The sequence below is a fragment of the Nocardia sp. CA-135953 genome (assembly GCF_050955735.1).
Taxonomy (GTDB): Bacteria; Actinomycetota; Actinomycetes; order Mycobacteriales; family Mycobacteriaceae; genus Nocardia.
In genome coordinates, this window is record NZ_CP192082.1 from 4,149,456 (window position 1) to 4,166,008 (window position 16,553).

The window sequence follows — 16,553 nt, forward strand, 5'->3', positions numbered from 1 at the left end:
AAGAAGTGCCGGAATCAACTGCACTACCGGCGTTTAAGTGCGACGATTAGCATGTCAATCGACACCACTTGTCACGAAAGTTGTTAACCATGGAGATTCGACTTCTGGGTGGTCCGACCGGCGAGGGTGGTTCGCCCCGACTCTGGGCAACCGACCGCGGCAGCATCCTCGTCCAAGGCTGGCGAACGAGCGAAGCCAACAGAATCGAGATACCTCATCGCCTGCTGCAATGGACCGAGGCAGGAACCTGCCTGTCCGGACTCGTCGATACAGGGCGAGGTACTTTCTTTTTGCAGGGCGACCTGATCACCGACCCTCAAGTACTGGCGAAGATGGCGATTCCCGGTCACGAAACCGCCGTCGAGATCCCCACTCGCGAGGAGGTGTACCCGGATGCGGCTGATCCCAGGTAACGCTGCCTTCCCGGATCTTTTTGCCACCGTGAAGTCTCGGGCATTCCACCTGGAGACCCGCGACGACTACGCCTCGGCAAGCGAGACCGAATCACTGAGTCGCTTCCGTGCCGATGAAACAACCGACGTCGGCGGGGAATGGTTCGCCAACTGGTCGAACCTCATTCGCACCACGACGAGCCGCGGCGTCGCAGTCCAGCGCGTACGCATCGTGAGCGAACCGCACACCCTGTACACCAGGTACTTGCTGGCGCTGGCGAAACACAGCACTGCCGCCGGTGAGGACATCCGCTACCTCGCGCGACATCACGCGGACACCGAAGCCGCAAACTCCGAGGACTTTTGGGTACTCGATGATGATCGGGTGGCATTCAGTCTGTTCGATGACAACGACTACTGGGTCGGATCGGCAGTCACCGATGCCCCAGTGATCGTCGCTCACGCACGGTCGATTCGCGACCGGGTGTGGACAGCGGCAACCCGCTATGAGGAGTACGTGAGGCAGTGACTTCGGTCGACCGAGCCCGGCAAGCTCTCGGCGCCCGTCTCCGCGAACTGCGCAAGGACGCCGGGCTCAATGGTCGGCAATTCTCCGACGCCGCAGGTTGGCACTGGTCCAAGACGAGCCGCCTAGAGCGCGGCGAACGCCAACCGTCCGAAGCCGACCTCGTCGTATGGTGTCGACTTTGCGATGCCGACTTAGCTCTGCCAGATCTCATCGCGTCCCTGCGCAACGTGCAGGCACAGTGGGCCGAGTGGAAGCGGATAGCCGCGGCCGGTCACGCGCGCCGCCAACGCCGCGGTGTAGAGCTTGACGCCCGCGCCCGCTCAGTTCGCATCTACTCCCCGGTCGTTCTATCTGGGCTGGTCCAGACCGAGGCATACGCCCGTGCCATCTTGTCGACCTGCATCGAGTTCCTCGGCACCCGTGACGATCTCGACGATGCAGTTGCCGCGCGGCTGCAACGCCAGCAGGCACTACGCACGGGCAACACAACGTTCTCGATGCTGATCCATGAGCCGGTCTTGTACATGCAGGCAGGCGACGAGGACGTGCAGACCAACCAGTTGCGGCACCTGCTCGACGTGGGATTCGGCAACCCTCACCTGATACTCGGCGTCGTGCCGACAAGGTACAGATTCCTGTACACCACTACCGGTTTCGTCATCTACGACACACGCATGGCACTCGTCGAAACGATCAGTGCGGAACTGACCGTCACGACACCATCAGAACTCTCGTACTACGAAAAGGCGTGGGCCGGACTCCACCGGCAGGCGGTCTACGGCGACCAGGCCCGTGCCCTGATCACTGCCGCACTGGATCGCCCGCGCAGTTGATGCGAGTACGCGAGAGGGGTACTCAGAAAATGAGTACCCCTCTGCCCTTTTCGCTGGTCAAAGGGTACGCAAATTTGCGTACCCCCTCCGACCAGGGCGTTTGGCACCCGACCGCAAACGGACGAGGCCCGATCTGGAAGGGGACCGGATCGGGCTCTCAGCTGGAGGCTACTCGGCTTAGATCGTGCCGCTGCAGTTGACGACCGCGTACTTGCCGGTAGAGGTTTTCTCGTCTTTCACCTTGCCGTCCACGATGATCCGACACGTCACGCTGGTCCCCTTCGTTTGGGCACCCAGACCGATTACCGCGTAGGTCGAGTTGTTGATGACGGTCTTCGACCACGGCGCGGATGCGCTGTTCTCCTGCTGTAGTTCGGAGTTCTCGTCGAAGTAGGTGACGGAGTTGAGTCCGTCCGAGTCCGAGACGATCTCGTACACCACCGTCTTGCCCTTGCCGGCCGGTGGTTTCGCGCTCAACGGCGGTATCGAGGTGGGGATGTCGGCGGCGGCCGACTGGATGGATGAGTTCGCGGCATCAACAGCTTTGCTCACCTCATGCCCCGCGGTGCCGAGGATGGCGACGCAACCGCCGAACATCAGCAGGAAGACGCCGAGCAGCACCCACGGCCATACCTTGCGCTTTCGAGGCGGTTGCGGGTAGTGCCCGTACGGTGGTGGCTGCTGCCCGTAGGGCGGCGGCTGGGGAGGGTAGGGCTGGTTCGGTCCGGTCATGTTGTCCCCCTTGAGGGTTGGGTAAGCGAGGGTGGGTGATCCCCCGCGACTGGCAGCCCGGTTGCGGGCTGTTGGCTGCACATCAACGAGCAGCCACGTCCTGTTACGCGGATCACGGCATGTCCGAGCGGACACGCCCCGCATTTCACTAAATGTCGACGGACTTGCCGTCGACGAGTTGCTGAAGGTGACCACCGTTGCGGGCCAACCACTTCCGCAGGGGCTCCATCGCATCCAATGCAAGCCCGATCTCATGGTCGACGATGTGGCGCTGATCGTCGGGCACATCGAACCGAAGCGTGAACGTGGTCATCGCGCCACCCGCAACGGCTTGTCCCCCAACGCGATCCCGTCCAACCATTCCAGGACACCGGCCCAGCCCTCCGCGCGGATCCGTGCATCGATCGCACGGCACACCGCCAGGTCCACACCGCCACGCGTCATCGACAGCACAGCTTCACCGCGACGGCTCCAGCGTTCGCCGCCCTGGTCCGGGTAGCTGACATGGTCGCGGGCAAACTCCGGCCACACTCCTGGAAACAGGTCGGCACGTTCGATGTCCTCGTTCAGCCACACCAGAACCGCGACAGCTTCACCGAGCGCGGTGTGCGACCGGGCAAGCCGGACCCGCGCGATATCAATGCTCGGGACGTCCTCGGTAAGTGACGCCGCGAGAGTCAGCATCTGATGCCGCGTCGGTCCATCAGTCCAATGGATATGCCACGCCCGCCCGCTACCGGCGATGCTGTCGTGATATTCGAGACGCACGGTGGTCCGGGTGCGCTCGGACAGCTGGGCCGCGAGTTGGCGCGCACGACGCGACACATTGGCAGTCACGGGACCACCTTCAATCGACGATCACCCGACACGAGCCCATCCAGCCAAGCCAGCGCGTTGCCCCATCCGACCCCCGCGTGACGACGCAGCACATCGACTGCCGAAGCGCCGACCGTCCCGGCTGGCGACAGAGCCAGCAAGGCTCGCCCGCGCGCCTGCCACACCTCGTCGGCGTCCTCGGGATACCCACACTCGGCGAGCGCTTCGCGGGCGGTCCACACCGACAGAAACGGAATCTCGTGCGGGTTGGCGTCCAGCCACAGCAGCAGTGCGACCGCCTCATCGAGGTCGGTGTAGCCGCGCACATACTCCAGATGCGCGGCGGCAATCAACGGGTACCGGGCGGCGAGGGCAGCGACGTGGCCGCGCATGTCGGATGCGACTGGCCCGCCGCACCATTGGATGTGCCATCCACCATAGGAGTCTCGGCGGGCACCGTGGTATTCGATCCGGACATCGACGTTGGCGCGCTCGGTGAGGGCGCGCGACAACTGCCAAGCCTGACGAGAACGGTTGCCGCTCATCGGAGAACCACCAACCCCAGAATGTGACTAACATCACATCGAATGGAGCGAGACGGAGGGTCGGTAACGATCGACGTTGCACCCACAAAGGCGGCAGCTGCATCAAAGAATGGGCGATAGGCTACAGTTTCGGCCACACCCGTTGGACACAAGAAAGGCTCCAACCAAGCGGAGTGCTGGTCAGAGCCTATTTCTTCGGTGGTCCCAGCTGGTTTCGAACCAGCGACCTTCCGCGTGTGAGGCGGACGCTCTCCCACTGAGCTATGGGACCGAACTTGGCGTTCGATCGGCGACAGAGCAGCCGTTCGAACGAGATGGAACCTTAGCACGCACTACCGCCGTCCCACCAAATCGCCACCTCGACACGGGCGATCGGCTGTCGAGCTTTGCCGCCGGCGCTGCTGCGAGTTCATGAATTACAAAGTGGCGCAGCAGGTCCCGGAGGAGCCGTCCACGTACAGCCGCGGGATAACCCATCGGGCTTCGCGGGCTTTGCCATCCGAGCGCGCGAGGTTCGGCTTCGATACCGCCCGGCGGCATGGTCGGTCAGCACCCACCGTGATACCGCCTCCCGACGTTCCCAGCCTTACGGCGGGATTCGGATGTGGCGCAAGCGAAAGCGCGGCTCGGCCGATCCGAGCACGTTTGCCCGCGAGCGCCCCCTACCCAACCTCGCGAACAACACCTATGTAATTCGTCTTCAGGCCCTTCTACCAGCGGATTTGTAGGTTGCGCCGAACGTCGGCTAATGTTCTGTCTCGCACCACGGAGGGCCGCAAGGCTCCCGGAGATGCAAATGCGGATGTAGCGCAGCTGGTAGCGCATCACCTTGCCAAGGTGAGGGTCGCGGGTTCGAATCCCGTCATCCGCTCGAGGAGTAGGGCCAGGCAATAGTAGAGCCTTCCCCCTTCGCACGGTGGAGTGGCCGAGTGGTGAGGCAACGGCCTGCAAAGCCGTGCACACGGGTTCGATTCCCGTCTCCACCTCGCGCGATTAGCTCAGCGGGAGAGCGCTTCCCTGACACGGAAGAGGTCACTGGTTCAATCCCAGTATCGCGCACCACCGTCTCCGCAGTTCAGAGGCACTTTCTGAGGAAACTCAGAAGGTGCCTCTTCTGCTTTCAGCCTCCGAACACACACTCAGCACACACACGGTCGAGTAACTCCGGCTAGCGGGAACAACTCCGAGCTTGTCGGTGGTCGGCGTTAGGCTACGGCGCACATATCGAGGCGCACATATCGAGTGGAGTCGAGTCGTGGTCAGGGGTGCAGGTGGCGGCAAGTGAGGCCGATCGGCGGGAGCGGGCTGCCGACTATGCCGATCCCGACGTGCTGGACGATATCGCCGGGGATGTGTCGTTCGATCTCGAGGAGATCAACGAGCTATTGGGGGAATTGATCGAGATGCGGGGGGATCGCAAGCGGCGTGATGCCGACATCGTGGGGTTTCGGCTCGGGGTAAGCGGGGAGGCGCCGGAGACGTTGGCGCGGATCGGGGCTCGATTCGATCTGTCGCGAGATCGGGTTCGACAGTTGCATACCCGGGCGGTGGCGCAGATTCTGCGGGAAGCGCAGCTGAGTGGACATCGGGCTGCCGAGGTCTTCGGGACGCGATACCCGGTGGAGGCACGAGATCAGCAGTTGGTGCGGGCGCTGTTGGTGGAAACCTATGCGACGGATACCGATCTGGCCGCCAACGAGTTGGCTTATCTGAAGCTGCGGCTGGCAGGGCACGCGGGCGAGGATGCCAAGCGGGTCGCCGGATATGTCATGCAGCGGATCATGGGATGGCAGAAGAAGACGAACCGGCGGTTGGCGAAACTGCATGAGCCGCTGGCGACGAGTGAGCTGAATTCATGGCTGGGACAGGTCGATTGGCCCGCGTCCGCGCCAGCACCCGCTCCCCTGCCGATCGCCTCGGCACGCATAGTCGACGGCGACGACGAAAGGCGCGGGCGGTTTTATCTCGACAAGGTCGGACGCGATGTCGGGTTCGATTCCGGCTTGGAGGCTCGGCTGCTTCAGACGGTGAACGCGAGCGACCTGGTCGAGACATTCCAGGAGCAACCGAGTGCGGTCACCTTCGAAATAGACGGCACGGAACGAAGCTACTACCCCACCATCGCCGCACGACTGGCCGATGGCCGCGTCGTCCTGATCGATGTCGAACCGGTGGGACATGTCGGCTTCCACATCAATCGGATCAAGTCGGCGGCAGGTCGCACCCATGCGCATGCCAACGGCTGGGGCTGGCTGGTGTGGACCGGCAGCAAGATCGGAATCCCAGATCTATTGCGGCGCAAGGTAGCCGCGGAGGCCGAGGGTCGACTGTGGGAGTTGGTCGAGCGCGGACCGGTGTACTGGTCCGCGCTGCGACAGTTGCGTGCGGAGGTCGAGCTGGATCTGCTCGACCTGATCGCTCTGGTGCTGCGCAACGAATGGCGTTGGGACCGTGCGCCGTTCCGGTTGACCGGCAACCACCCAGCCGACCACTTCAGCGCACGAACATCGCTCCCGCGATGAAGGTCACGATCAGCATCATCGCGCAATAAGTGATCAGCTGCCAGTGGCCGATCGCCTTCTGCAGACTCAGGATGGTGGCACGCAGGCTGGCGTCGACGCGGTGGTGGTTGTCGAGCTTGCGCTTGACCTCGGCCAGCGAGTCCGCGCGCTCCTGTGCGGACTCCTCGGCACGTTCCAGCCGGGTGGTGAGCTTCATGATCTGTTTCTGCTTGTCCCGCACGGATTTTCGAGACAGGGCCAGGGTGGTGCGTTGGTTGACCAACTCCTGGCGCTGCCGAGCGATGACGCTGGCCTGTGTCCTCGTGTGGTGTTCCCAGTCGGTCACGGTGGCCCATCCTCCTGTCATCACATCGCGGTAGCCCCACGCGATTTCGCCTCGCACCCAGCCGCCCAGGAAATCGCGCAGTTCAAAGGGTTCACGGCGCGGCAGGACGACCGCGCTGTTCGCCGCATCCAGCATGCCCTCTTCGGCCCGGTAATCGCAGGCGGGCGGCGCGAAGTCGGCGAGGCCGAGCGCGGGCAGGTGTCCGACCCAATAGCCCGGCGGGCACAGCCAAAGCACCCCGTCACATCCGGCGGCGCGCAGCCGCGTCGTGTGGTGCTGCGCCGATTCCCGATCGAGCGGGCCGGTACGGACCTCGATGGCGTACTGCCGATCACCGCTGCGCCAGAGCACGTCCACCGGGACGTCACCCACCCGGCGGTCCACCTCGGCCACCTCGGCACCGTAGGACGCGAGCCGACCGCACAGCCAATACTTCAGCCGCTGGATATCCCATTGCGCGGCGGCACATTCCGGGCATGTGCAGCCGTATCCCCCTGCCCCGACCGCTCCGCCGACGGGTGCGCGACCATCCGGCACCCGGTTGTCCGCGACGCGACCGTCCGACAACCCCAATTCGGCGAGCATCGCCCGACGCCCGCACGCCCGCTCGACGCGCTGCTTCGTTCTCACGCGACCTCACCCCTGCCCAAAACCACCGCAGGTCAGGTACGACCTACGCCATAGATCAAGAGTGCGTCAGCTTTGGCCCGCCCGCCAGCCCCCTTTACCCCGCGCTCGGGTGCGCCACAACCCGCGAATACGCTCCGACCAGCCGATGTGGGCTGCCTCACAAGCGATTTCATTGCGACACGCGAGAGCATTGCCACAGTTATTCCGGCAATTGATAGTTGCGGCCATTCCTTGGACACGGCCGATGCCGCCGAACGAGCGCCGCCGCGTAACCGGACGAAAGGTGCAGAGCGTGGCCACCGCCGGTCCTCGAACCGCGTCGGTACCGATCGACAGATAGAATCGGCCGGCCACGAGCGGAGTTTCGGGCGATACGGGGAAGAAGGTATGGGATGGACCACGACGAGCGGAGTGGCGAATCGATCGGCGCACTCTTGTCGAGTCTCGCGACGACCCTGCGCGAGGTGAGCAATAAACTCGACGCGGTCGCCGCCCACGTGGATGACGAACGTAACCTGGCCGGTCGTCTGGCCAAGTTGGAGGCGTGGGCTTTCCGTACCGGGGAGGATGTTTCGAAGATCGGGTCGCGGTTGGAACAGGTCGTCACCGTCGAGCCCAGTGACGAACCGGCCGAACCCGCACTGCGGATCCGCCCGGAACCCGCGCCCGCGCCCGCGCCTGCGCCTGCGACCAGGGAACGACGCGAACCGATTCCGTCACGTCGCGACCGCCTCGATGCCGTCAACGGGCGAGCCGATACCACGAGCGCGCACACCGAGACCGGCCGCAACAGCCTCCCGGATATCACCACCGTGCTCAGCCAAACGCCGACCGGACAGAACAACCGCCCCGACACCACCGGAACCAACGGGCGCCTCGAGCCCAACACCGGCCGCGACGACCTGGTCATGCCGACGACCGGAGCCAACGGGCGCCTAGCGACCCCGACCGGACCCATGGACGCCACGACTGGGCGCAACGAGCGGCTGAAAGCGCCCGAAGACATCGCGCCCCGCCCCGCACGGACCGAATTCACCGCGCCGATCACTCGCACCGAACACCTCGAACCCTTCGGCCCCGCAACGCCCAACGACTCCCTGCCCCTCCCCTCGCGAACACCGCAACCCGTGCCGCCCGCAGTTCCCCCGACCTACCGCAGCGAGCCGCTCTCCGCACCCACCTCGCGCCCCGAATGGCTCGACTCGGCCACACCCGCCGGCACCGAACCTTCCGCGCCGACCTACACCAACTCCCAACCCGCGACCACCGGCGACCGGCTCGACTACGGCTCGATCGGCTCGAGTAACGGCCGTCTGGAGCCGCTCACCTCCCCGCCCCGCAAAGGCTACGAATCCCCAACGCCCACAACCCGTCCCGACACCGGCATGACCGCACCACGCACCGAGGGCAACGGCGCACTGACCCCAGGCGCGCACCGGGCGGGCACCGGCGAGGACACCTCGCACGTCGACAAGCTGCAGGCCATGCTCGACGAACTCAAGCGCAACCCGCACGGCCCCTTCGGGCGCCCGGAACCCTCCGCGCCGAACGAACTACCCGGCGTGGATCCGAACTTCGCGATCCGCACCGAGGGCTGAGCAACTCACCGGCCGGACGAGTCCAGCCTGGTAAGGGTGCCGCGGATCAATTCGCGTAGCCATCGGTGGGCGTTGTCGGCGGTATTACGGGGGTGCCACGCCATGGCGATGGCGATTTCGGGGAGGGGCAGGGGAATTTCGAACGCGCACAAGCCGAGTGCGGTGCGCGTTGTCGCGGTGAGGGCGGCGGGGACGGGGCAGATCAGATCGCCGGAGCGGACCGCTAGCAGGGCGCTGGTGAGGTCGGGGACGGTGGCCACGACGCGGCGAGTGCGGCCGTGCAGGGCCAGCCGGTCATCGATGGGGCCGCGGGCGCGACCCCGGCGGGAGATGCCGAGGTGGGCGGCAGCGGCGAACCGCGCCACCGTCACACGGTCGGTGATCAGCGGATGTTCCGGTGCGGCAACGCCGATCACGCGGTCGCGCAGTACCCGCTGCACGGTGGTCTCCGGATCGGTGTGCTCGATGACGCCGACCTCGATATCGACGCGGCCGTCGCGCAGTGCGGCGGTGCCCTCGTCGCGATCCGGGAGCAGGTGCAGTGTCACGCCGGGCGCCTGTGCGCGGACGGCGGCCAGCAGCGGCGTCGTCAATTCCCCGAGGACCATATCGCCCGCCTGCACGGCGAAGTCGCGCTTCAGCGTGGTCGGGTCGAGTGCGCCGCGCGGAGTGAGCAGCGTTCGTCCCCGCTCCACCAGAACGCTTACCTCGTAACGCAATTCGAGTGCGCGCGGCGTCGGCACCAGATTGCGGCCCGCGCGCACCAGCAGCGGATCGCCGAGCACGTGCCGCAGCCGGGCCAGCGTTCGGCTCATCGCGGGCGCCGAAGTGTGCAGCCGCTCGGCGGCCTGGGTGACGCTGTTGGTCTCCAGCAGCGCATCCAGAGCAACCAGCAGATTCATGTCGAGGGCGTCCACTCCTGGATTATCCAGAACGGAAAGACTGGTAACCAACATTGCATCGGCGATAATCCGCCGTGCCGACCTCGACAGCGCTGTCCGGCCCGATTGTCGACTCCGGCGGCAATTACTGCGCGTCTATGCGACGCCGGTCACACATTGAACTTCTTCTACTCGAAACCCACAGTCGCACTGGGTAAATCGATGTGCTCCGCAGAGGGAACGGACTCTGTTCCGATCCCGTATCCGCCGGCGACAACCAGCGCCGGGGCCATTGGCCGGCGAGAGCCGAGAGATCCCCCACCCACTGATCCTCGACGTCGATCGAACCGGTACGCCTCCATACGCAACACCGTCTCCGACCTACCACACGTTAGCGCGGAGGAGAACGCCGGCAATCCCCAGGCGCACTCCGGGCAATCGGGCTACGGCGTGCGCTGTTCGGTGGGAACCCGAGACGCCATTTCCGGCGCCGCTGTCACCACCGGCCCCTTCGACCGCTCGGCGAGGCCACGATACGAAGACGGCTTGATCATCCGGAACCATTGTGCCGCACGGGTTCTGCGCGGCAGCCGGAATTTCAGGTCGGCGAGCATCTCGTCGAGATTGTGGATCGAGAACGGGGTGATGGCGCCGCCGTGCGCATGGTGGCCACCCGTGCGTTCGGCCATCCAGCTCAGCCGCTCATCGACATGCGCGGTCATCTCTTCCTGCGTCGGCAGCGCGAGGCGGCCGCGGAGCAGGGCGGCGGTCCAATGTGCGCCGACCTCGGCGCTCAGCGTGCTGATGACCGACGAGTTGTATCCGACGAAGCTCAGATTCGGTACGCCGATCGGCAGGATCTGCCGGTACAGGCGGAAATTGCCCTCGTCGTCGGTGAGCTGACGCTGCACGTACGGGGTCAGGAAAGGCACCCGCTGGTGGAATCCGGTGGCGCAGATGACGATATCGGCTTGCAGGGTCGTGCCGTTGGACAGTCGCACCTGGTTCGCGGCCATCTCGGTGATGGTGCTGTCGCGGTGCACCGCGATCAGTCCCATTCCCACCCGCTCGAAGAAATCCTCGGTGACCAGGCTGACCGTGCTCTGCGCGATGTCCTCGAAGCGCCCCTGCGGCACCAGCCCCAGCTCGCGCAGATGCGACTTCTTGGTGGCGAGTTCCTGGATCACATCGAGGTTGCTGTCGCGGAAGCTGTGCCCCGAACCATGCAGGAATCGTTCGATCCGCCCGAGCTCCTGATAGCGGAAGTGCGCCTCCCCGAGTCTGGTCAGCATCAACCGTTCGTAGTCGACCAGTCCCCGCGCCAGCTTGCGCGGCATCTTCCACATCAGTCGGCGGGCGACCACATTCGTCGAGGCCGCGACGTGACTGACCGCCTCGGCCATATCGCAGGCCGACTTGCCATAGCCGACCACCACGACCGATTTGCCGCGCGCCCACTCGACATCCAGGAACTCCGAGGCGTGCCCGATCTGCCCGCCCGCCTGCCGGAACCGCTCGACGCCCGGAAAGTCGGGCATCGCCGGTTCACTGAATATTCCGTTGGCGATGACCAGATGGTCGCACGAAGTGCGGTGGACACCGAGGTGGTCGCGGATCTCCAGCAACCAACCACTGTCGACCGGATCGGCCGCGACCACCTCGGTGCCGAGGCGCAGGCTCTCGCCGAAGCCGAAGTGCCGCACATACCCGTCGAGGTACTGCTGCATCTGCTGCCCATCGGGCACGCGCGGATAGTCGTCGGGCATCGGGAAGTCGGAAAAGTGATATGTGTGTTTGCTGTTCTGTGCGCGCAGGCCGGGATACCGGCGCGTCGCACTCCACACTCCGCCGACGTCCGAGGTCCGATCGAATACCTCGACCGGAAAACCCTCTTGGCGCAACACCTTCGCGCAGGCGAGGCCTGCGATGCCCGCACCTACGATTGCGATGCGGTTCCCGCTCGTCATGGCACGGAGATTACGTCGCTCGCGCGCATGCGGCAAAGCCTCGGTGCGATTTCACGAGGTTGAACGGGGAGTGACTACAATCCTGGCCTTGTCGCGCGGCACGGTGGTGATATTGCGCACCCGTCCGCGCTCGCGTTTCGCCCCCTCGGGCGGGGCGAGGGTGTAACGGGCAAGGATCTCGCGGAGCACCGTGGTGCCCTCCATCAGCGAGAATCCGGCGCCGATGCAGCGGCGCACGCCGCCGCCGAAGGGTAGCCAGGTATTCGGTTCGACCTCGCCCTCGAGGAAGCGCGACGGACGGAACGCCCAGGTGTCGGGATAGTTGGCCGGGCTGCGGTGCGCCAGCAGGATCGAACAGCTGACCACAGTGCCCGCGGGCAGCTCCCAGCCGCCGATGGTCATATCCCTGGTGAGTTTGCGGACCGCGCCGGGGATGACGGTACGCATCCGCATCGCCTCCTTCATGACCGCCTCGAGCGCCTTGTCGTCATCGATGCGGACCGCTTCGTGAGCGTCGCCTTGTACCTGCGGGTTGACCGAGAGTTCGTGCAGCGCCCAGGACAGCGCAGCCGCGGTGGTTTCGTGACCGGCGAGCAGCAAGGTGATGAGTTGATCGCGCAGTTCGGGGTCGGTGAGCGGCGGATCGGACTCCGTATCGCCGCCCGCCTGCAATAGCCGGGACAGGACGTCGGTGCGTTCGTCCAGGTCGGGGGCGGTGCGCCGGGCTGTGATCTCGGCGTACAGCAGATCATCGATAGCGGCCATATTGCCGTGGAAGGACTTCCACGGCGGATACTTCTGCAGCACCGGTTTCATCAGGCCGATGTACTGCAGCGGCCCGATATCGACGATGCGCCCCAGGCGCGGCGCGAGCGCGGCCCGAGTGCGCTCATCGGTGACGCCGAATACCACCCGCGTGATCACCTCGAGGGTGAGCGCGTTCATCCGGTCGAGGGTGACGACCATCGAACCGGGCCGCCAGCGTTCGACCTCCGCGGCCGCGATCTCGGCGACCAGATCCCGATAGCCGCGCAGGGCCGCGCCGTTGAATGCGGGCATGAGCAATCGGCGGGTCCTCGCGTGTTCGGCCTCGTCGGTCATCAGCACCGAATGCTCGCCCATCACCGGGCCGAGGATCTGATTGCCTTCGCCCGCGTGCAGGTCGCGTGGGTCGCCCGCGAAGATCTCCTTGATGTGTTCGGGGCGGGTGAACACCACGAGGTTCTGCGCGAACGGCGGCACATGCAGCGAGAAGACATCGCCGTAGCGCCGCCGCAGCGGCGGCAGCACCTGGGCGCGGTTACGGATGTACAGCAGGCCCTGCAGAAATGCGGGTATCGGCGGACCGGGTGGATACGCCGCAGTCATCGCTTCCCTCCGCGTCCGGCGCCGGACGCATCGTTACGCCCGGTTCTCTGCACTGTCGCACAGTTGTCCGGTGTGGCGGAAGACCCTGGGGCACAACGCCTGATCAGCGGCGCAGTCCGCCGTTCTGCGCACCATCCCGGACGCCGGACTCAACGCAGGGCGGGCGCCCCTGCCAATTCGACCGGCAGATCCTGTAGCCCTCGGATGAGCATGCTCTCCCGCCAGCGCAATTCCCCATCGGCCGCCGCCAAGCGCAGGTCCGGATACTGCTCGACCAACCTCGTGATCGCGATGCGCGCCTCGAGCCGAGCCAGGCCGGCGCCGAGGCAGTAGTGGATGCCGTGGCCGAACGCCAAGTGGCCCGATTCGGAGCGCTGCGGGTCGAACTCCGCGGCGTCGCCGAAGTGCCGTTCGTCGTGGTTGGCCGAACCCAATGCGACGAGCACCATCTCGCCTGCGGGAATCTGGGTTCCGCGCAGCGTGATCGGTTCGGTGGTGTAGCGCAAGGTCGCGACATTCACCGGACCGTCGTAGCGCAGCATCTCCTCGATCAGGGCAGGCACCGCCTGCGTATTCCCGTGCAGCGCGCGGTAGCGCGCCGGATCCGACAACAGGGTGAGCACGGTATTGCCGATCAGATTGACCGTGGTCTCGTGGCCCGCGACCAGGATGAGGAACACCATGGAGATCAGCTCGTCGTCGGTGAGACGGTCGCCGTCGGCACTGGCCGTGATCAGGTCCGATACGAGATCCTCCCCCAACCCCTCGGCCCGCCGCCGCGTGATCAGCTGCTCGAAGTAGTCGGCAATCGCGTCGGTCGCGTGCCGGACCTCCTCGGGAGTCGCGGTCGATACTTCGACGATGATGCGCGACCACTCCCGGAAATCCGCGCGATCGGCCACCGGCACACCGAGTAGTTCACAGATGACGGTGATGGGCAGCGGAAACGCATACTCCGACAACAGATCCACCGGGCCCGCGCCGTCTACAGCGATCCGGTCCAGGAGCTCATCGGCGATCGCCAGCACGCGCGGGGCCAGCGCCTCGATCCGAGCGGGTGCGAATGCGGGGGCGACCAGTCGGCGCAGTCGGGTGTGCCCCGGCGGATCGGTATTCAGCAGGTGGTAGCTGATCCGGGCATTTACCGCCCCGACGCCGGTGTCACCGGTGGGCAGACCACGCGCCTTGCGGCCTGCGTCGGTGCGCGGGTCCTTGCGGATGGCCGGATGACGCAGCACCTCGCGCGCAACGTCCAGATCCACCACCAGCCAAGCGCGCACGCCGCTGTTCAACTCGATCGGGTGCACGGGGCCTTCGGCGCGCAACTCCGCGTAGAAGGCATACGGTGTACTAAAGAAATCCTGCGGCAGCTTTCTCATTCGAGGGCCTTCCCCGTTCGCGAGTTGTCTTGCGCCCCTTCGATAGTGACACGCGAAAGCGAGCTCGACCACCCGCGCGTCGACCTCAGCGACCGAATCTGACCAAAAACGATGACCGTCGCGCGCCGCATCCACCAAAAGGATGACCGCGACCGTCTGCCGGGGCACGGCCACGGCCGGGCCGATACTCTCCGCAGATGGGATCGATTTCTCCCGTCCTGCGCGGAGCCCGGATCGCGAATTCGTTCGCCTTCGGGTTGCAGGGCTTTTTCTTCGCGGTGGTGCTCACCGAACTGCCCCAGCAGAAGGATCGCTTCAGCCTGTCCGATGGCCTGATCGTCGGTGCGGTGGTGCTGGTTTCGATCCTCGCCGGCGTCGGCAGCGTGGCGGCCGAGCAGGTGGCAACGCGGTGGTCCAGCCGGGTCACGGTGCGGATCGGACTGCTGGGCATCACGGTCACCGGATGCGCCATCGCGCTGGCCCCGAATATCCCTGTGCTGGCGATGGCCCTCGGGTGCTACGGAATCGCGGTCGGCATTGTCGATGCGAGCACGAATATGCAGGGTGTATTCATTCAGCACGGGTACGGGAAATTCATCTTGTCCTCGTTTTACGGGGCGTGGAGTGCCGGATCGATCCTCGGTGCGCTGTTCGTATCCGCCTGCGAGGCATTGGACGTCACGCTGCGCGAATCGCTGTTGGCGGCAGCGGGCGTAGTTCTCATGGTCGGGTTGGTGACCGGCGAACGCCTGCTCGGCGCCGCGGAGGCCGAGGCCGGACCAGCGGAGGTGGCCGACAGCGAATCCTCAGTATCCGGGATGGTTCCGCTGCGCATGTACCTCGCCTTCGGCATCGCGGCATCGCTCGTTTTCGCGATCGATCTCGCGGTCAGCAACTGGTCGGCGTTGTACCTGAAGGAGGATCTGCTCGCCAGTTCGTCCACCGCGGCCTTGGCGTTGGCGGTCTATCAGTGCGCGTCGCTGGCCGCCAGGCTGAGCGGGGATCTGTGGGTGCGGCGCCTCGGCGGACGCCAGGTGGTGCGCATCGCGGGCGCGATCGGCGTGCTCGGACTGGCCGTCGCGGTCGTCGCGCCCGGGCCCGTGGTCGCGATTATCGGCTTCCTGACAGGCGGTTTCGGTACCGGCGTCGTCGCACCGCTGTGCTTCAGCGAGGCCGGGCTACTGACCAGCGGACGGCAACTCGACGCACTGATCGCGCGCCTGAATCTCTTCAACTACGTTGGCACACTCGTCGGCGGCGGGCTGGTCGGCGTGATCGCCGCCGGGTTCGGCCATCGGATCGGTTTCGTGATCCCCGTCCTGTTCATGGCAATCGTTATCGGACTCGCACGTGTATTCCATTCCCGTTCCGAACCGGACGAGCTTTCACCTTCCAACGGAGGCCGTGCTGTACTGGACACATGAGCAACATCCCAGTCACCGTCGACCGGGCCGGATTATGGGACGCCGAGGCCCTCAGTGACGTTGCGGCCGCGACCTTTCCACTCGCCTGTCCACCGCACGCCACCGCGGACGATATCGAGATCTTCATAGCCGAGGTGCTCTCCGGTGCACGCTTCGGCGAGTATCTGACCGACCCCGCCCGGATCGTGCTCAAGGCGGTAGCGGGCGGCGATATCGTCGGTTACGCGATGTTGCACTACGGTGACCCGGCCGATCCCGACGTCGCAAAGGCCGTCGATCTGCGGCCGGCCGCCGAGATCAGCAAGATGTATGTACTGCCCGGTCACCATGGCGCCGGTGTCTCGAAAGCACTGATGAACGCATCGCTGGAGCAGGCTCGCGAGGAGGCGGTGGCCGGGGTGTGGCTCGGGGTCAACGAGGAGAATGAACGCGCCCAGCGGTTCTATGTCAAGCACGGGTTCGAGTGGGTCGGCACCAAGACCTTCACCGTGGGTAGCCAGGTGCATCACGATTTCGTAATGCGCCGAGTTTTCTGACCGGCTCAGGCCACGAACTCGACCAACGCCGCATGGAAGCTCGGATACACGACGGCCATCAGGTGATCGCCGGGCA

Annotated in this window: 16 protein-coding genes and 4 tRNA genes; 10 read left to right on the top strand and 10 right to left on the bottom strand. The window is 65.4% G+C overall.

What is annotated here, in order from left to right; genetic code table 11:
* Positions 1-89 precede the first annotated feature (89 nt).
* From ACQPXH_RS19300 to ACQPXH_RS19310, 3 genes are read left to right on the top strand one after another with little or no spacing between them, the layout of a single operon-like run.
* A complete protein-coding gene (locus tag ACQPXH_RS19300) occupies positions 90-413 on the top strand; it encodes a hypothetical protein (RefSeq protein ID WP_433597939.1) in 324 nt (107 codons plus the stop codon).
* Positions 394-921: a DUF6879 family protein gene (locus ACQPXH_RS19305; protein ID WP_433597940.1), complete on the top strand. Its 528-nt coding sequence runs from the start codon at positions 394-396 to the stop codon at positions 919-921. Before ACQPXH_RS19300 ends, ACQPXH_RS19305 begins: the two co-directional genes overlap by 20 nt.
* Entirely contained in the window at positions 918-1,754 is an 837-nt protein-coding gene (locus tag ACQPXH_RS19310; RefSeq protein WP_433597941.1) for a helix-turn-helix domain-containing protein, read from the top strand. Before ACQPXH_RS19305 ends, ACQPXH_RS19310 begins: the two co-directional genes overlap by 4 nt.
* 177 nt (positions 1,755-1,931) lie before the next feature.
* Here the strand turns inward: ACQPXH_RS19310 and ACQPXH_RS19315 are convergent, their stop codons facing one another.
* From ACQPXH_RS19315 to ACQPXH_RS19335, 5 genes are all read right to left on the bottom strand, one after another.
* Positions 1,932-2,486, bottom strand: coding sequence for an MmpS family transport accessory protein (locus ACQPXH_RS19315; protein ID WP_433597942.1), 555 nt, complete (start codon positions 2,484-2,486; stop codon positions 1,932-1,934).
* Between the two features lie 148 nt (positions 2,487-2,634).
* Positions 2,635-2,799, bottom strand: a complete 165-nt coding sequence (locus ACQPXH_RS19320; protein WP_433597943.1) for a hypothetical protein — start codon at positions 2,797-2,799, stop codon at positions 2,635-2,637.
* Positions 2,796-3,323, bottom strand: coding sequence for a hypothetical protein (locus ACQPXH_RS19325; RefSeq protein ID WP_433597944.1), 528 nt, complete (start codon positions 3,321-3,323; stop codon positions 2,796-2,798). Before ACQPXH_RS19325 ends, ACQPXH_RS19320 begins: the two co-directional genes overlap by 4 nt.
* On the bottom strand, positions 3,320-3,847 hold the full coding sequence (locus tag ACQPXH_RS19330; protein ID WP_433597945.1) for a hypothetical protein: 528 nt from the start codon (positions 3,845-3,847) through the stop codon (positions 3,320-3,322). The genes ACQPXH_RS19325 and ACQPXH_RS19330 overlap by 4 nt, the downstream gene beginning before the upstream one ends.
* Before the next feature lie 199 nt (positions 3,848-4,046).
* Positions 4,047-4,118, bottom strand: a tRNA-Val gene (locus ACQPXH_RS19335).
* Between the two features lie 527 nt (positions 4,119-4,645).
* On the opposite strand from ACQPXH_RS19335, the gene ACQPXH_RS19340 reads away from it, so the two are divergent.
* The 4 genes from ACQPXH_RS19340 to ACQPXH_RS19355 all read left to right on the top strand — a co-directional run bounded on the left by ACQPXH_RS19340 (position 4,646) and on the right by ACQPXH_RS19355 (position 6,369).
* Positions 4,646-4,718 (top strand) — tRNA-Gly (locus ACQPXH_RS19340).
* 44 nt (positions 4,719-4,762) lie between these two features.
* Positions 4,763-4,833: transfer RNA gene (locus ACQPXH_RS19345), tRNA-Cys, on the top strand.
* Position 4,834: 1 nt separating this feature from the next.
* Positions 4,835-4,909 (top strand) — tRNA-Val (locus tag ACQPXH_RS19350).
* Between the two features lie 209 nt (positions 4,910-5,118).
* A complete protein-coding gene (locus tag ACQPXH_RS19355; RefSeq protein ID WP_433597946.1) occupies positions 5,119-6,369 on the top strand; it encodes a sigma factor-like helix-turn-helix DNA-binding protein in 1,251 nt (416 codons plus the stop codon).
* On the opposite strand, the gene ACQPXH_RS19360 is transcribed toward ACQPXH_RS19355, so the two are convergent.
* Positions 6,341-7,324 carry a hypothetical protein gene (locus ACQPXH_RS19360; RefSeq protein ID WP_433597947.1) on the bottom strand — a complete coding sequence of 328 codons (984 nt, stop codon included), beginning with the start codon at positions 7,322-7,324 and terminating at the stop codon, positions 6,341-6,343. The genes ACQPXH_RS19355 and ACQPXH_RS19360 overlap by 29 nt on opposite strands.
* Positions 7,325-7,716: 392 nt before the next feature.
* Here ACQPXH_RS19360 and ACQPXH_RS19365 point away from each other — a divergent pair, with 392 nt between their 5' ends.
* Positions 7,717-8,922, top strand: a complete 1,206-nt coding sequence (locus ACQPXH_RS19365) for a hypothetical protein (protein ID WP_433597948.1) — start codon at positions 7,717-7,719, stop codon at positions 8,920-8,922.
* Between the two features lie 5 nt (positions 8,923-8,927).
* On the opposite strand, the gene ACQPXH_RS19370 is transcribed toward ACQPXH_RS19365, so the two are convergent.
* The 4 genes from ACQPXH_RS19370 to ACQPXH_RS19385 all read right to left on the bottom strand — a co-directional run bounded on the left by ACQPXH_RS19370 (position 8,928) and on the right by ACQPXH_RS19385 (position 14,517).
* The gene (locus ACQPXH_RS19370; protein WP_433597949.1) at positions 8,928-9,839 is read right to left on the bottom strand and encodes a LysR family transcriptional regulator; all 912 of its coding nucleotides are present in this window, start codon (positions 9,837-9,839) and stop codon (positions 8,928-8,930) included.
* A 407-nt stretch (positions 9,840-10,246) separates the two neighbouring features.
* On the bottom strand, positions 10,247-11,770 hold the full coding sequence (locus tag ACQPXH_RS19375) for a flavin-containing monooxygenase (protein WP_433597950.1): 1,524 nt from the start codon (positions 11,768-11,770) through the stop codon (positions 10,247-10,249).
* 51 nt (positions 11,771-11,821) lie between these two features.
* Entirely contained in the window at positions 11,822-13,138 is a 1,317-nt protein-coding gene (locus tag ACQPXH_RS19380; protein ID WP_433597951.1) for a cytochrome P450, read from the bottom strand.
* Positions 13,139-13,287: 149 nt separating this feature from the next.
* The gene (locus ACQPXH_RS19385) at positions 13,288-14,517 is read right to left on the bottom strand and encodes a cytochrome P450 family protein (protein ID WP_433597952.1); all 1,230 of its coding nucleotides are present in this window, start codon (positions 14,515-14,517) and stop codon (positions 13,288-13,290) included.
* 197 nt (positions 14,518-14,714) lie between these two features.
* Here ACQPXH_RS19385 and ACQPXH_RS19390 point away from each other — a divergent pair, with 197 nt between their 5' ends.
* Positions 14,715-15,941: an MFS transporter gene (locus ACQPXH_RS19390; RefSeq protein WP_433597953.1), complete on the top strand. Its 1,227-nt coding sequence runs from the start codon at positions 14,715-14,717 to the stop codon at positions 15,939-15,941.
* On the top strand, positions 15,938-16,477 hold the full coding sequence (locus tag ACQPXH_RS19395) for a GNAT family N-acetyltransferase (RefSeq protein ID WP_433597954.1): 540 nt from the start codon (positions 15,938-15,940) through the stop codon (positions 16,475-16,477). Before ACQPXH_RS19390 ends, ACQPXH_RS19395 begins: the two co-directional genes overlap by 4 nt.
* Positions 16,478-16,553 lie beyond the last annotated feature (76 nt).

Bases quoted from the DNA above. Each gene is read 5' to 3' on its own strand.
- ACQPXH_RS19300 (WP_433597939.1), top strand. From the start codon at position 90: ATGGAGATTCGACTTCTGGGTGGTCCGACCGGCGAGGGTGGTTCGCCC.
- ACQPXH_RS19305 (WP_433597940.1), top strand. From the start codon at position 394: ATGCGGCTGATCCCAGGTAACGCTGCCTTCCCGGATCTTTTTGCCACC.
- ACQPXH_RS19315 (WP_433597942.1), bottom strand. From the start codon at position 2,486: ATGACCGGACCGAACCAGCCCTACCCTCCCCAGCCGCCGCCCTACGGG.
- ACQPXH_RS19320 (WP_433597943.1), bottom strand. From the start codon at position 2,799: ATGACCACGTTCACGCTTCGGTTCGATGTGCCCGACGATCAGCGCCAC.
- ACQPXH_RS19330 (WP_433597945.1), bottom strand. From the start codon at position 3,847: ATGAGCGGCAACCGTTCTCGTCAGGCTTGGCAGTTGTCGCGCGCCCTC.
- ACQPXH_RS19365 (WP_433597948.1), top strand. From the start codon at position 7,717: ATGGACCACGACGAGCGGAGTGGCGAATCGATCGGCGCACTCTTGTCG.
- ACQPXH_RS19375 (WP_433597950.1), bottom strand. From the start codon at position 11,770: ATGACGAGCGGGAACCGCATCGCAATCGTAGGTGCGGGCATCGCAGGC.
- ACQPXH_RS19380 (WP_433597951.1), bottom strand. From the start codon at position 13,138: ATGACTGCGGCGTATCCACCCGGTCCGCCGATACCCGCATTTCTGCAG.
- ACQPXH_RS19385 (WP_433597952.1), bottom strand. From the start codon at position 14,517: ATGAGAAAGCTGCCGCAGGATTTCTTTAGTACACCGTATGCCTTCTAC.
- ACQPXH_RS19390 (WP_433597953.1), top strand. From the start codon at position 14,715: ATGGGATCGATTTCTCCCGTCCTGCGCGGAGCCCGGATCGCGAATTCG.
- ACQPXH_RS19395 (WP_433597954.1), top strand. From the start codon at position 15,938: ATGAGCAACATCCCAGTCACCGTCGACCGGGCCGGATTATGGGACGCC.